The organism is Corynebacterium sp. MSK006, assembly GCF_030232385.1.
Classification (GTDB): Bacteria; Actinomycetota; Actinomycetes; order Mycobacteriales; family Mycobacteriaceae; genus Corynebacterium; species Corynebacterium frankenforstense_A.
Genome location: NZ_JASPJZ010000024.1, coordinates 1 through 14,222 on the forward strand (window position 1 = coordinate 1; position 14,222 = coordinate 14,222).

Sequence of the window (14,222 nt, forward strand, 5' to 3'; positions counted from 1 at the left end):
CGGCCGGGCAGCTCGGCGCCGCGACCCCGGGCGCGGACATGTCCGGCACCCGGCACAACCCCGGCCCGCGCAGCGGCTCCCCGCTGGCGGCCGCCGCGGCCGGGAACCTCGGCCCCGACGGCGGGGTGGACACCACCCCGCCGGACACCCCGGACTTCCGCTGGCTGATGTCCTCGGACGTGTGCAAGCACTGCACCAACGCCGGCTGCCTCGACGTCTGCCCGACCGGCGCGCTCTTCCGCACCGAGTTCGGCACCGTCGTCGTCCAGGACGACGTCTGCAACGGCTGCGGCACCTGTGTCGCCGGCTGCCCCTTCGGTGTGATCGAACGGCGCACCGACGGCGGCGTCAACGTGCGCGCCGAGCGCGGCGGGGCCGACTTCACCCCCGGCCAGCAGGCCGCCGCCAAGAACGTCGGCGTCGCCCAGAAGTGCACGCTGTGCTATGACCGCCTCAAGGAGGGCGAGACGCCGGCCTGCGCGAAGGCCTGCCCGACGACCTCGATCCAGTTCGGCGACCACGACGAGATGCTTCGCCGCGCCAAGGCGCGCGTGGCCGAGCTGCACGCCCAGGGTCTGACCGAGGCGCGCCTCTACGGTGCCAACCCCGAGGACGGCGTCGGCGGCACCGGCTCGATCTTCCTGCTGCTCGACGAGCCCGAGGTCTACGGCCTGCCGCCAGACCCGCGCGTGCCCACCGCGGACCTGCCGCAGATGGCGGCGACCGCGCTGAAGGCGGCGGCCGGCATGGTCGGCGCGATGGCCCTGGCATTCGTGATGGGAGGACGCAAGTGAGCGCCAACGACTTCGACTCCTACCGCCCCCCGGAGGAGCCCCGCCGCAAGCGCAAGCGCAAGAACCCCAAACGCATGGGCGGCGGACGTGACAGCATCCTGCCGACCTTCGAGTTTGAGTCCTACTACGGTAGCCCCGTGGTCAAGGCCCCGCCGTGGGAGTGGCCGATCCCGACCTACCTGGCGCTCGGCGGTGTGGCCGGCGGGTCTGCGCTGCTGGCCTGCGGCGCGATGGCCACCGGCCGGCGGAAGATGCTGCGTTCCACGCGCCTGGCGGCCATCGCCGCCGGTGCGGCCGGCTCGCTGATGCTGGTCGCCGACCTCGGCCGCCCGGAGCGCCTGCTCAACATGTTCCGCGTGTTCAAGCTCTCCTCGCCGATGTCGGTCGGCTCCTGGATCCTCGGCGGCTTCGGCGGCATGTCCGGCATCGCCTGCCTCAAGGAACTCGACGAGATGACCGGCGAGAGGCTGCCGCTGCCGCGCTTCGTGCGCAAGGCCGTCCACGCCGTGGCCGGCCCCGCCACGATCGGCGCCGGCGTGCTCGGAGGCCCGCTGGCCGTCTACACCTCGGTGCTGCTGGCGGACACCTCGAACCCGGCGTGGAACGCGATGCGCCACCGCCTGCCCTACGTCTTCGTCAGCTCGGCCACGCTCGCGGCCTCGGGCCTGGCGATGGTGACCACCCCGGTGAAGGAGACCGGCCCCGCCCGCGGCCTGGCGGTGGCGGGCGCGGCCTGCGAGCTGGCGGCGATGAAGGCGCTGGAGAAGTCCATGGACCCGGTCGCCGCCGAGCCGATGCACGAGGGCGACCCCGGCGCGCTGCTGCGCTGGTCCGAGATCGCCGCGATCACCGGCGCGTGCGCCACCGTGGTCGCCGGGCGCAGCCGCACCGGTGCCGCGCTGGCCGGGGCGAGCCTGGTGGCCGCCTCCGTTCTGACCCGCTTCGGCATCTTCGGCGCGGGCATCGAGTCGGTGAAGAATCCCCGCTACACCGTGGTGCCGCAGAAGCGGCGCCTGGCCGAGCGCCGCGCCGCCGGCGACGTGGCCGACTCGATCACCACGGCGTCCTAGGCACCCGTCACCGGATGGTGACGGTGCCCTCCCCGGCGACGGTCTCGCCGATGACCGGGTAGCCGGGCACCTCGCCGATCACGAGCAGACCACCGGAGGTCTGCGCGTCGGCCAGCAGGATCAGCTCCTCCTCGCCGAGCGACTCCGGGACCTCGAGGTGCGGGCGCACCCAGTCGAGGTTGGAGCGCGAGCCGCCGGGGATGAAGCCCTCGGCCAGCGACTCGCGCACGCCCTCGATGACCGGCACCTTCGTGTGGTCGATGACGGCGGAGACCCCCGAGGCACGCATCATCTTGTACAGGTGGCCCAAAAGCCCGAAGCCGGTCACGTCGGTCGCCGCGCGGATGCCGGCGTCGAGGGCGGCCCGGGAGGCGTCGCGGTTGAGCGTGGTCATCACGTCGATGGCCTGCTCGAAGACCTCGCCGGTCTTCTTGTGGCGGTTGTTGAGGATGCCGATGCCGATCGGCTTGGTCAACGTGATCGGCAGCCCGGCCTCGGCGGCGTCGTTGCGCATGATCTTCTCCGGGTCGGCCAGGCCCGTGGCGGCCTGCCCGTAGAACGGCTCGGGCGCTTTGATGGAGTGCCCGCCGGTCACGGCGATGCCGGCCGCGCTCGCGACGTCCATGCCGCCGCGCAGCACCTCGGTCAGGATATTCAGCGGCAGGGTCTCCTGCGGCCAGCCGACGATGTTGATGGTGGTCACCGGGGTGCCGCCCATGGCGTAGATGTCGGAGAGCGCGTTGGTCGCGGCGATACGCCCCCAGTCGTAGGGGTCGTTGACCACCGGGGTGAAGAAGTCCGTGGTGGAGATGACGGCCTGGTTGTCGTTGATGCGCACCGCGGAGGCGTCGTCGCCGTCGTCGAGTCCGACGATGACGTTCGGGTCCTGCATGCCCACGAGGTCCTTGACGGCGTCCTCGAGCTGTCCGGGCGGGATCTTGCAGGCGCAGCCGCCGCCGGCGGCGAACGAGGTCAGGGCGATGTCGTGCGGGTCAACCGGTTGAGTGCTCATGACCCCGACGCTACCTGTCCCGTCTCATCCCGCGCCGGGGTCGCGGCTGCGGCGTTGGTAGACTCCGCGGGCGGAGGCGTACGTGTCCTGGTGGGCGCCCCGGTCTTCAAAACCGGTGAGGCCGAGCATCTCGGCCTGGCGGGTTCGATTCCCGTCCGTCTCCGCCACGCTTGAAAGGGGTTGCGCGATGTCCAGGCGCAGGAGGAGCACCAGAGAGATTTCCGACGCCGCGTCGCCCGCCGCCGGCGGTACCGACCCGCGTCGGCGCGTGCCACGCACCGACGCCCTGCTGGCGGGCCCCGCCGCCCGGGCGGCGCTTTCCGTCCACCGCGAGACCGTGGTGCGCGCGAAGGTCCGCGAGATCCAGCAGGCGGTGCGCACCGGCGCACTCGACCCCGGACGCGCCGAGGAGGCGCTGGCTGAACGGCTGGAGTCCCTGGACACCACCTCCATGCACCCGGTGCTCAACGCCACCGGCGTGGTCGTGCACACCAACCTCGGCCGCGCGCCGCTCTCGGCACCGGCGCTCGAGGCCCTGCAGCGCGCCGCCGGCTACGTCGACGTCGAGCTCGACCTGTCCACCGGCCGGCGCGCCGGCAAGCGCGGGGCCGCCACCGTCGCCGCGCTGCTGGCGGCCTGCCCGGCCGCCGAGGACGCCGTGGTGGTCAACAACGGCGCGGCCGGCCTGCTGCTCTCGTGCGCCGCGCTGGCCGGCGGGGGAGAGGCGGCCATCTCGCGCGGCGAGCTCATCGAGATCGGCGCCGGCTTCCGGCTTCCCGAGCTCATCGAGTCCGCGCACGTGAGCCTGCACGAGATCGGGGCGACCAACCGCACCCACCCCGCCGACTACGCCGCCGCGGCCGCCCGCCCGGACGCGCGCGCCATCCTCAAGGTCCACCCCTCCAACTACCGGGTGGAGGGCTTCACCGCCGGGGTCGACCTGCCCGAGCTGCGCCGCATCGCCGACGAGCACGACCTGGCGCTCATCGCCGACGTCGGCTCGGGGCTCTTGACCCCCGACCCCGCGATCCCGGACGAGCCGGACGTCGACACGGCGCTGCGCCAGGGCGCCGACGTGGTCATCGCCTCCGGCGACAAGCTGCTCGGCGGCCCGCAGGCCGGCGTGCTGCTCGGCAGGGCCGAGGCGATCGCGCGCCTGCGCCGTCACCCCCTCTACCGGGCGCTGCGCATGGACAAGCTGCGCTTCGCGGCGCTTGAGGCCACCGTCGCCGGCTCCGACGTCCCGGTCGTCGACTACCTCCACGCCGACCCCGGGACGCTGCGCGGGCGCGCCGAGGCGCTGGCCGCGGAGGTCGGCGGCGAGGTCGTCGCCCACGACGGCCGCGTCGGCGGCGGGGGAGCGCCCGGGGTGCCGCTGCCCGGCTGGGCGGTGCGTATCACCGAGTCCCCGGAGGAGCTGGCCGCCGCGCTGCGCGCCGGGGATCCGGCCGTGCTCGCCCGCGTGCACGAGGGCGCGGTCCTCATCGACCCGCGCTGCGTGCCCGCCGGGCACGACGCGGAGCTCGCCTCCGCCGTGCGCGCCGCCCGAGTGACCGCGAGGGAGGCCTGAGTGTACGTCGTCGCCACCGCCGGTCACGTCGACCACGGCAAGTCCACCCTCGTCCAGGCGCTGACCGGCATGCAGCCGGACCGCTGGGAGGAGGAGCGCCGCCGCGGCCTGACCATCGACCTCGGCTTCGTGTGGGCCACCCTGCCCTCGGGCCGCGACGTCGCCTTCGTCGACGTGCCCGGCCACGAGCGCTTCCTGGCCAACATGCTCTCCGGGCTGGCACCCGTCGACGTCGTCGTCTTCGTCGTCGCCGCCGACGAGGGCTGGCAGCAGCAGTCCACCGACCACCTCGACGCCTGCGTCGCCCTCGGTGTACGCCACGGCCTGGTCGTGCTCACCCGCGCCGACCGCGCCGACGCCGCGCAGATCGCCGCCACGAGGGCCCGGGTGCGCGAGCGCCTGGCGCCCACGGAGCTTTCCGACGCCCCGGTGGTCACCGTCTCCGCCGTCACCGGTGAGGGCCTCGACGAGATGCGCGCGGCCCTCGACGAGGTGCTCGCAGGGCTGCCGGCCACCGACCCGGAGGCCCGGGTGCGCGTGTGGCTGGACCGCTCCTTCACCATCAAGGGCGCCGGCACCGTGGTCACCGGCACGCTGTCGGCCGGCACGCTGAGCGAGGGCGACCGGCTCACGCTGGCCGCCCGCGACGGCGCGCGTGAGGTCGCCGTGCGCGGCCTGCAGTCCGAGGAGGTCCAGGAGGGCCGCGTCGGGCCGACCAACCGGGTGGCGGTCAACCTGCGCGGCGAGGACGCCGCGGGCATCCACCGCGGCGACGCCCTGCTCACCCCGGAGGCCTGGTGGCTGACCGACACCGTCGACGTCGGCGTGGTCACCGGCGAGGGGCTTGCCGACGCCCCGCGCGAGGTCGCCGCCCACATAGGCACCGCCGAGCTCAACGCCGGGCTGCGCCGCCTCGACGACGCCCACGCCCGGCTCACCCTGCCGAGAAAGCTCCCGCTGACCCGCGGCGACCGCTTCGTGCTGCGCGCCCCCGGCGACCACGCGGTGCTCGCCGGCGTGGAGGTCCTCGACGTCGACCCGCCGGAGCTTGTCGGCCGCGGCGCCTCGCGCCGCCGCGCCGCCGAGCTGCCGGGCCTGAACCTGGCCGCCGAGGTCGCCCGCCGCGGGGCGGTGCGCGCCGCGACGCTGGAGACGATGGGCTGGCGGGTGCCGGGGGAGGCGCCCGCCGGGGTGGAGCGCCGTGACGGCTGGCTGATCGACTCCGGCTCGCTGAAGCGCTGGGCGAAGGAGCTCGGCGAGGCCGTCGCCGGCGCCGACCGGATGAACCCGGGCGTGGCGCGCAAGGCCGCCGTCGACCTGCTCGGCCTGCCCGCCGGCGGGCTTCTCGACGCCGCGGTGGCCGCCGCCGGGCTCGCCCTGCGCGACGGGCGCGTGGTCGACCCCGCCCGCACGGTGGACCTGGGGGCGGCCGAGGAGTCGGTCGCCCAGATCGAGGAGTGGCTGGGTGAGGAGCCCTTCCGGGCCCCCGAGGCCGACGAGCTGGCCGACCTGCGCCTCGGCGCCCGCGAGCTGGCGGCCGCCGAGAAGGCGGGCCGGATCATCCGCATCGGGCCGGACCGCTCCGTGATCCTGCTTCCCGACGCCCCGGCGCGCGCCGCCGAGGCCCTGGCCGGGCTGCCGGAGCCCTTCACGCTCTCGCAGGCGCGCAAGGCGCTGGACACCACCCGGCGCATCGCGGTGCCGCTGCTCGAGCACATGGACACCCTCGGGCTGACCCGCCGCGAGGGCAACGCCCGCCGCCTGCGCTGAACGGCGGCTTCGCCGCCGTTCACGGGGAGAGAAATCGCCGCCGTTCATGGGGAGAGAAATCGCCGCCGTTCTCGGGGGAGGGATCTACTCCGTGTCCGCCCAGACCTCCTTCCAGATCCTCGCGAGATCCGGGATCTGGTAGTGCGCGTTGAGCCCGCTGGGCTGCGGGACCACCCACAGCGCAGTGCCGTCGGGCCAGCCCTCGATGCCTGAGGGGTCCTGCCGGCCGATCTTCGTCTTGCGCCGCCCGAAGGCGTCGCGGAAGGCCGTGATCCCGGCGATCGCCACCGCCCGCGGTCGCATTCGGGCCACCCGCTCGACCAGACGGTCGGCGCCGGCGCGCAGCTCCTCGCGGGTCAGCTCGTCGGCGCGCGCCGTGGCACGCGCCACCAGGTTCGTCAGCGCCAGGCCTCGGGAGAGGAACGCCTCGACCTGCGCCCCGGACATGCCCGCGGCCACGTCGACCTCGCCGTCGACGAGCCCGGCAGCCGTCAGCGAGGGCCAGAAGCGGTTGCCAGGCCGGGCGAACGGCGCGTTGACCGCCGCGGTCCACAGGCCCGGGTTGATCCCGACGATGAGCAGCCGGACCGGCGTATCGGGGTCGGCCGGCATCAGGTCGTCGACGCCGTCGGGCATCCCGGAGAAGTCGTCGAGTTCGGCACGGGTGGGCCGGCGCCCGCCGAGCGGGGAGGGGCGGCGCGGGGCTCCCTTCACTGTCGCGCCGCTCACGGGACGCGGTGGGTCCAGGCGTCGGTGCCGAACTTCTCGTCGACCAGGCGGCGGGCCGCGGCGAGGTCGTCCTCGCCGAGTTCACCGAAGGTGGACGGGTAGCGCGACATGAACGCCTCGATGAGGGTGTCGATGACCTGCTCGCGCGGCACGCCGGTCTGCCGGCGCAGCGGGTCGACGCGCTTCTTGGCGCTGCGGATGCCCTTGTCGGAGATCTTGACCTTGCCGATGCGCAGCACCTCGGTCATCTTGTCGGCGTCGATGTCGTAGCTCATCGTCGTGTGGTGCAGCACAGCCCCGCGCACGCGCTTCTGCGCCGCGCCGCCGATCTTGCCGCCGGTGGAGGTGATGTCGTTGATCGGCACGTACCAGGCTTCCACACCCAGCGACTTCAGCCCGGCGAGCACCCACTGGTCGAGGTAGCGGTAGGACTCCTCGTAGCTTAAGCCCCGCACGGCCTCCTCGGGCACGTAGAGGGAGTAGGTGACGCAGTTGCCGCCCTCCATGAACATCGCCCCGCCGCCGGAAATGCGGCGCACCGGGGTGACCCCGTGCTTGTCGACGCCCTGCTGGTCCAGCTCGTTGGCGTAGGACTGGTAGCTGCCGAAGACCACGGCGCGGTCCTCCCACTCCCAGAACCGCAGCGTCGGGCCGCGCTCTCCCGCGGCGACCTGCTCGAGCAGCAGCTGGTCGAGGGCGACGTTGACGGGGCTGGGCTGGACCGTGCCGCGGATGACGGTCCAGTCGAAGTCGGTGAGGTCGCGCGCGCCGAGCACGGCGCGCCGGGTGGTCTGCGCGACGTCGTGAAGCGTGAAGCCGTGCAACTGCACGTCCATGCCCGCCAACGCGCGCTCCAGGCGCGCCGTCAACGCCTCGGTGTCCTCGGACAGCGGGGCGCCGACCAGGGCGTCGTGAATCGCCCCGAAGGCCTCCTCGGGCTCGAGGAAGAAGTCGCCGGAGACGGAGACCTCCGTGATAGCCTCGCCGTCCTCGACGGCGTCGACGACGACGAGCTTGCCGCCGGGGACCTTGCGCTCGAAGTGGTGACTTCGGGATGTGTTCGGTGAAACGTCGGACATGCCTCTCCACCATAGGTGGGTGCGCGGGCCCCGCGCCGTTATATGCGCCCGGCCGCGCGTAACCTCAAATGAGCTTCACGTCATTTTGACCGCCGAGTGAAAGGACGATTCCGTGGAGTTGAAAGCCTCACCCGCCTCAGGGAAGGACAGGCCCGGGGAGGACCGGCCGCGCACGGACCGCAACGTCGAGCGCGCCCGCCGGTTCCTCCGCGAGGTGACCTACCCGCACAGCATCCACCCGGCGCTGGTGCCGGGTGTCTCGGTCGACGACCAGAAGATCCGCTACCGCGTCGACCGGCCCATCGTGCTCACCGTCGGCGGGCTGATCATCGCCTTCGTCGCCTGGGGCATCATCGCCCCGATGAACGTCTTCGAGGTCTCCAGCGCCGCGCTCGACTGGCTGATGGTCAACCTCGGCTGGATCTTCACCGTGGTCGCCATCGGCATGGCCATCGTGCTGCTGTGCCTGGCGTTCTCGCGCTTCGGCAAGATCCCGCTCGGCCTCGACGACGAGAAACCCGAGTACTCCACCCTGTCCTGGGCGGCGATGCTGTTTGCCGCCGGCATCGGCATCGCCATCATCTTCTTCGGTCCCTTCGAGCCGATGTCGCACTACCTGAGCCCGAGGCCCGGCGCCTACGAGCCGGCGACGCAGGAGGCCGTCATCGGCGCGCTGGCGCAGTCCGCCCTGCACTGGGGCGTCAACGCCTGGGCGATCTACGCCGTCGTCGGCCTGGCCGTCGCCTACGTCTCCTACCGGCGCGGGCGCGTGCCGCTGATGAGCTCGATCCTCACCCCGCTCTTCGGCAACAAGGACACCGACTCCTGGCCCGCGCGCGTCATCGACGGGCTGGCGATCATCGCCACGCTCTTCGGCACCGCCGCCTCCCTGGGCCTGGGTGCCCTGCAGATCGGCACCGGCTTCCAGCTGGTCACCGGCTGGTCGACCACCGGCAACACCGTCGCGCTGGTCATCATCGTCGTGCTGACCTGCGGCACCATCGCCTCGGCGACCTCCGGGGTCGCCAAGGGCATCCGGTGGCTCTCAAACATCAACCTCGTGCTGGCCCTGGGCCTGGCGATCTTCTTCTTCGTCGTCGGGCCGACGGCCTTCTTGGCCAACATGATCCCGGCCGTGGTCGTCGACTACGTCGGTTCCCTGCCCGAGGCGCTCTCGGCGAACATGGGCCAGGGCGAGGACATGCAGGAGTTCCTCTCCGGCTGGACCACCTTCTACTGGGCCTGGTGGGTCTCCTGGTCTCCGTTCGTCGGCGTCTTTGTGGCCAAGATCTCCAAGGGCCGCACGATCCGCGAGTTCGTCCTCGGCGTGCTGTTCATTCCCGGCAGCATCATCATCCTGGCGTTCACCATCCTCGGCGGCACCGCCATCTGGCTGCAGCGCGAGAGCGGCGACATCGTGCCCGGCAACGACCCGGCCAACATGCCGCCGGCCGAGGAGATCTTCTTCATCGTGCTCGACCACCTGCCCGGCGCCCAGATCGTCGCGCCGATCGTGCTGGTCATGCTCGCCGTCTTCTTCATCACCACCGCCGACTCGGCCTCGCTGGTCAACTCCCAGTTCAGCCAGCGCGGCAACCCCAGCCCCAACCGCGTGGTCACCGCCTTCTGGGCGGTGTGCATGGCCGGCATCGCCGCGGTGATTCTGCTGGCCGGCAACGAGAACGCGCTGCAGGGCCTGCAGAACTTCGTCACCGTGACCGCCCTGCCCTTCGCGGTGATCCTCATCCTGATGATGCTCGCCCTGCTGCGCGAGCTGCGCGGCGACCCGCTGGCGCTGCGGCAGCGCTTCGGCGAGGAGGCGCTGGCCGGTGCCGTGCTGCACGGCGTGCGCGACTACGGCGACAACTGGACGCTCTCGGTCGAGGGCACCGCCGACGAGGACTACGCCGCCGGTGCCGCCTTCGACTCCACGGCCGCCGAGTACACCGAGTGGTACGCGCGCACCGACGAGGAGGGCAACCGCGTCGGCTACGACTACGAGACCGGCGAGTACCTCGAGGAGGTCAACGACTCCGCCGCCACCGACGGCAGCTGGGACCCCGAGGAGGGGGAGGGGACCGTGGCCGGTGCGGTCGGCGCGGACGGCGCGGCCGGCTCGGACGGTGCCGCCGACGAGCCCGCCGACGGTTCCGCGGAAACCGACGGCTCCTCGGACGGGGAATCGAAGGCCTAGCGCACTTCAGTGCGCGCGCGGCGCCGGGGCGGTCTCCGCCACCGGCGCCGTCGCCGTCTCAAGCGCCCTCGCCGCGGGCGAGGAACTCGGCGATGGCCGGCCACTCGCGCTCGGCCTGGGCGCGCGCCGAGTCGAAGGCGGCGCTCAGGCGCGCCTCGTCGAGCTCCCGGGAGGAGACCAGCTCGCCCTCGGGCGCGAAGAGGTAGGCCCGGCCGGCCGCCTCGAGCTCGCGCAGGTGCGCCATCGTCGCGTTGTAGCGCTCGTGGCGGGTCAGCAGCTGCTCGGCGACGGCCGGGCGGCGCCGCAGCAGCGCGCGGATCGCCCGGGGGTGCCCCAGTGGCGGGCGCACGAACCCCGGGGGACGGGTCAGGATCACCAGAAAACGCTCGAAGCCGTCGGTCTCGGCGGCGTCGACGGGGATGCCGCCGGAGGGCCCGAGCGCTCCGTCGACGTACTCACGCCCGTCGATCTCGGTGGGCGGCATGATCACCGGCAGCGAGGAGGAGGCGCGCACCCGGTGGAAGAGGTCGACCATGCCGTCGACGTCCTCGGCCGACCAGTAGACGTGCTCGCCGCTCTGCGCGTCGACCGCGCCGATGCGGAAGGGGATCTCCGGGCGCGGGCGCTCGGGGAAGCGGTCGGCGGCGTAGATGTACTCCGAGTGGAAGAACCCCTTGCCGCGCAGGAACCAGCTCAGGCCGGCGAACTCGGGCTCCTGGGCGGCCTCGACGAAGTTGCGGTGCAGCTGCTCGCGGTCGCCGTCGAGGTAGGCGACGGTGTTGGTCGCCCCGGCGGAGATGCCGCCGACCCAGCCGACCCGCACGTCGTTGGCCAGCAGCACGTCGAGCACCCCGGCGGTGTAGACCCCTCGCATGCCGCCGCCCTCCAGGACGAGCGCCGTCGTCGGTGCATTCAGACTCACGGCGGTCCAGCCTAACGGACGGGCGGTTTGTGGGGGTCTGCTACTGTGACACGCGTCATCCGCGGGAGCCCCGGAAGCAGGGGCTGAGATGCCGGTAAGGCCCGGCGAACCGTAGAACCTGATCCGGTTAGCACCGGCGCGAGGAAAGGATCGAATCCGCCATGCGTGAAAACACGCCTGCCGCGAACGCGGCGCCCGTCCAGCCTGCCCAGAACAAGAACGAGCGGGACAGGAAGAACAACACCCCCGGCCGCCTGAACTGGCGCGTGGTCGACATCATCGTCGCCGCCGTGCTCGGCGTGACCTGCGGCCTGATCTTCTGGGTGTGGAACTCCGTCGGCTACGCCTGGACGACCACCATGGACGCGCTGACCCCGGGTCTGGGCGGCATCGCCATCGGCATCTGGCTGCTCGGCGGCACCGTCGGCGGCCTGGTCATCCGCAAGCCCGGCGCCGCGCTGTTCGTCGAGGTGCTCGCCGCGGTCGTCTCGGCCACCCTGGGCAACCAGTGGGGCATCGGCACCGTCTACTCCGGCCTGGCCCAGGGCCTGGGCGCCGAGCTGATCTTCGCCGCCTTCGCCTACCGCCGCTTCGGGCCGGTCTCGGCCGCCCTGGCCGGCGCGGGCGCCGGTGTCGGCGCGATCGTCCTGGAGCTGTTCACCGCGGCCAACCTGGCCAAGACCCTGGAGTACAACCTCATCTACGCCGGCTGCGTGATCGTCTCCGGCGCCGTCCTCGCGGGCCTGCTCGGCCACGCCCTGGTCCGCGCGCTGGCGCGCACCGGTGCGCTGGACCGCTTCGCCGCCGGCCGCGAGGTCCGCGCGTGAGCGTCGTCGCCCGCGACTTCGGCTACCGGCACGCCACCCGCAGCACCCCCGCCCTCGAGCACGTCGACCTCGACGTCGCCGACGGCGAGCGCGTGCTGCTCACCGGCGACTCCGGGGCCGGCAAGTCCACGCTGCTCGCCGCGGTCGCCGGGGTCCTCGGCGGCGCCGACGAGGGCGAACGCACGGGCACCATCGACACCGACGGCACCGTCGGGCTGGTCCTGCAGGACCCGGAGAGCCAGGTCATCGCCTCGCGCGTGGGCGACGACGTCGCCTTCGGCTGCGAGAACCTCGGCGTGGCCCCGGACCAGATCTGGCCGCGGGTGCGCCGCGCCCTGGACCTGGTCGGCCTCGACCTGCCGCTGGACCACCCGACCTCCCGGCTCTCCGGCGGGCAGAAGCAGCGCCTCGCACTCGCCGGCGTGATCGCCATGGGCGCGCACACCCTGCTGCTCGACGAGCCGACGGCCAACCTCGACCCGCAGGGCGCCCGCGACGTCGCCGCCGCCGTCAAGCGCGTGTGCGCCGAGACCGGCGCCGGCCTCATCGTCGCCGAGCACCGCACCGAGCTGTGGGCCCCGCTGGCCTCCCGCTTCCTGCACCTGGCCGCCCCGAAGGCCGGCGGCGGCGTCCGCGAGATCACCGCCGCCGAGCTGCCCGGCCGCCCCGAGCTGCCCGCGGCGCGTCCCGGGCGCGCCCAGGCCGAGCCGGTGCTCACCGGCCGCGGCCTGGTCACCCGCGCGGGCGCGGCCCCGGACGTCGCGCTTCCGGAGGCCTGCTCGACCGTGATCACCGGCCCCAACGGCGCCGGCAAGACCTCGCTGCTGCTCGCCCTGGGCGGCCTCGACCGGCCCCGGCGCGGCGAGGTGCGCCTGCGCGGCGTCGAGGGCGCCCCGCACACCTGGCGCTCGGCCGCGCTGGCCCGCCGCATCGGCACCGTCTTCCAGGACCCCGAGCACCAGTTCGTCGCGCGCAGCGTCGCCGAGGAGCTCGCCGTCGGCCCCCGCGTGGCCGGCCTCGACGACGCGGCGGCCGACGCCCGCGCCGAGGAGCTCATGGACGCCCTGGGCCTGACGCACCTGCGCGCGGCGAACCCCTTCACGCTCTCCGGCGGGGAGAAGCGCCGCCTGTCGGTGGCCACCGCGCTGGCCGCCGCCCCGCAGGTGCTGCTTCTCGACGAGCCGACCTACGGCCAGGACCCGCGCACCTTCGCCCGCCTGGTCGAGATGCTGCGCGAGCTGACCGACAAGGGGGTGACGGTCGCCTCCGTGACCCACGACGAGGACTTCGCCGCCGCCCTCGGCGACCACCGCGTCACCGTCGGCGCCGGAACGGGGGAGCGGGCGTGAACCTCGTCTCGAAGACCAACCCCGTCACCCGCGTCGCCGGGCTCGCGCTCATGACGACCCCGCTCTTGATCAGCGTCGACTGGCTCTCCGCGGCCGTCGCCCTCGTGCTCACGGTGGCGCTGGCCCCGCTGTGCGGCGTGGGGCCCGTCACGCTCGCCAAGCGCGGCTGGCCGATCCTGGCCGTCGCCCCCGTCGCGGGTATCTCGATGGCGCTCTTCGGCCGGCCGCAGGGTCACGAGTACTTCTCCTTCCTCGTCGCCCACGTCACCGACAACTCCCTCGAGCTCGCCCTGGCGGTCACGCTGCGCGTGTGCGCCGTCGCGCTGCCGGTGGTCGTGCTCGTCGCGCACATCGACCCGACCGACCTCGGCGACGGCCTCGCCCAGATCGCGCACCTTCCCGAGCGCTTCGTCATCGCCGCGATCGCCGGCGCCCGGCTGATCACCCTCTTCCGAGACGACTGGGTCTCGATGTCCCGGGCGCGCCGGGCGCGCGGCATCGCCGACCGTGGCCGCCTGCGCCACTTGGCCACGCTCTCCTTCGGTCTGCTGGTCATCGGCCTGCGCCGCGGCTCGAAGCTCGCCGTGGCCATGGAGGCCCGCGGCTTCGGGCGCGCGGGAAAGCGCACGTGGGCGCGCACCTCGACGGTCTCGATTGCCGACGCCGCGCTGCTCGCCGTCTGCGTCATCGTCCCGGCGTTGGCGCTGGGTGCGGCGATGTGGGCGGGCACGTTCCGGTTCCTGGGGGCGTGACGGCGCGACGGCGTGACGGCTGTGCCGTCACACCCGGAGAGCTGTCGCGCCCGGGGAGCAGTCACGCCCTCGGCAAGGGGTGGGGGAGCGGTGGCGGGGTCGCCGCTCCGGGGGAGACGTGCGGCATTCTGCAGGTGTGAATGCGAGCTAGATT

The 14,222-nt window shown here is 73.3% G+C and carries 12 protein-coding genes, 1 tRNA gene and 1 riboswitch; of the genes, 9 read left to right on the plus strand and 4 right to left on the minus strand.

Annotated features, from left to right (window positions below):
* Nucleotides 1–794: 4Fe-4S dicluster domain-containing protein (locus QQA02_RS10955; protein ID WP_284864310.1), on the plus strand; the 794-nt coding region annotated here is incomplete at its 5' end.
* The gene (gene nrfD / locus QQA02_RS10960; protein WP_284772927.1) at nt 791–1,864 is read left to right on the plus strand and encodes an NrfD/PsrC family molybdoenzyme membrane anchor subunit; all 1,074 of its coding nucleotides are present in this window, start codon (nt 791–793) and stop codon (nt 1,862–1,864) included. The genes QQA02_RS10955 and nrfD, both read left to right, overlap by 4 nt.
* Nucleotides 1,865–1,871: 7 nt before the next feature.
* On the opposite strand, the gene selD is transcribed toward nrfD, so the two are convergent.
* The gene (selD, locus tag QQA02_RS10965) at nt 1,872–2,876 is read right to left on the minus strand and encodes a selenide, water dikinase SelD (protein ID WP_284772928.1); all 1,005 of its coding nucleotides are present in this window, start codon (nt 2,874–2,876) and stop codon (nt 1,872–1,874) included.
* Nucleotides 2,877–2,948: 72 nt separating this feature from the next.
* Between selD and QQA02_RS10970 the strand changes: the two genes are divergently transcribed.
* From QQA02_RS10970 to selB, 3 genes are all read left to right on the plus strand, one after another.
* Nucleotides 2,949–3,043: transfer RNA gene (locus QQA02_RS10970), tRNA-Sec, on the plus strand.
* Nucleotides 3,044–3,063: 20 nt separating this feature from the next.
* A complete protein-coding gene (gene selA, locus QQA02_RS10975) occupies nt 3,064–4,446 on the plus strand; it encodes an L-seryl-tRNA(Sec) selenium transferase (RefSeq protein ID WP_284772929.1) in 1,383 nt (460 codons plus the stop codon).
* Nucleotides 4,447–6,216 (plus strand): selenocysteine-specific translation elongation factor, encoded by a 1,770-nt coding sequence (gene selB / locus QQA02_RS10980; RefSeq protein ID WP_284772930.1) that lies wholly within the window; start codon nt 4,447–4,449, stop codon nt 6,214–6,216.
* An 84-nt stretch (nt 6,217–6,300) separates the two neighbouring features.
* On the opposite strand, the gene QQA02_RS10985 is transcribed toward selB, so the two are convergent.
* Together QQA02_RS10985 and lplB are read right to left on the minus strand one after the other, a co-directional pair.
* Nucleotides 6,301–6,930 (minus strand): mismatch-specific DNA-glycosylase, encoded by a 630-nt coding sequence (locus QQA02_RS10985; protein WP_284864311.1) that lies wholly within the window; start codon nt 6,928–6,930, stop codon nt 6,301–6,303.
* Nucleotides 6,931–6,941: 11 nt separating this feature from the next.
* A complete protein-coding gene (gene lplB / locus QQA02_RS10990; RefSeq protein WP_284864312.1) occupies nt 6,942–8,024 on the minus strand; it encodes a lipoate-protein ligase small subunit in 1,083 nt (360 codons plus the stop codon).
* A gap of 118 nt (nt 8,025–8,142) precedes the next feature.
* Between lplB and QQA02_RS10995 the strand changes: the two genes are divergently transcribed.
* Nucleotides 8,143–10,218 carry a BCCT family transporter gene (locus tag QQA02_RS10995; protein WP_502870996.1) on the plus strand — a complete coding sequence of 692 codons (2,076 nt, stop codon included), beginning with the start codon at nt 8,143–8,145 and terminating at the stop codon, nt 10,216–10,218.
* A gap of 58 nt (nt 10,219–10,276) precedes the next feature.
* Here the strand turns inward: QQA02_RS10995 and QQA02_RS11000 are convergent, their stop codons facing one another.
* Nucleotides 10,277–11,140 carry a patatin-like phospholipase family protein gene (locus tag QQA02_RS11000; protein ID WP_284864313.1) on the minus strand — a complete coding sequence of 288 codons (864 nt, stop codon included), beginning with the start codon at nt 11,138–11,140 and terminating at the stop codon, nt 10,277–10,279.
* Nucleotides 11,141–11,192: 52 nt separating this feature from the next.
* A riboswitch (TPP riboswitch) is annotated at nt 11,193–11,303 on the plus strand.
* On the opposite strand from QQA02_RS11000, the gene QQA02_RS11005 reads away from it, so the two are divergent.
* From QQA02_RS11005 to QQA02_RS11015, 3 genes are all read left to right on the plus strand, one after another.
* Nucleotides 11,302–11,967: an ECF transporter S component gene (locus tag QQA02_RS11005; RefSeq protein ID WP_284864314.1), complete on the plus strand. Its 666-nt coding sequence runs from the start codon at nt 11,302–11,304 to the stop codon at nt 11,965–11,967. It overlaps the preceding riboswitch by 2 nt.
* Nucleotides 11,964–13,316, plus strand: a complete 1,353-nt coding sequence (locus QQA02_RS11010; RefSeq protein ID WP_284864315.1) for an ABC transporter ATP-binding protein — start codon at nt 11,964–11,966, stop codon at nt 13,314–13,316. The genes QQA02_RS11005 and QQA02_RS11010 overlap by 4 nt, the downstream gene beginning before the upstream one ends.
* Nucleotides 13,313–14,068: an energy-coupling factor transporter transmembrane component T family protein gene (locus QQA02_RS11015; RefSeq protein WP_284772936.1), complete on the plus strand. Its 756-nt coding sequence runs from the start codon at nt 13,313–13,315 to the stop codon at nt 14,066–14,068. Before QQA02_RS11010 ends, QQA02_RS11015 begins: the two co-directional genes overlap by 4 nt.
* The last annotated feature ends 154 nt before the right edge of the window (nt 14,069–14,222 follow it).

Coding starts and splice junctions, on each gene's coding strand:
- selD (WP_284772928.1), bottom strand. CDS start 2,876: ATGAGCACTCAACCGGTTGACCCGCACGACATCGCCCTGACCTCGTTC.
- selA (WP_284772929.1), top strand. CDS start 3,064: ATGTCCAGGCGCAGGAGGAGCACCAGAGAGATTTCCGACGCCGCGTCG.
- lplB (WP_284864312.1), bottom strand. CDS start 8,024: ATGTCCGACGTTTCACCGAACACATCCCGAAGTCACCACTTCGAGCGC.
- QQA02_RS11005 (WP_284864314.1), top strand. CDS start 11,302: ATGCGTGAAAACACGCCTGCCGCGAACGCGGCGCCCGTCCAGCCTGCC.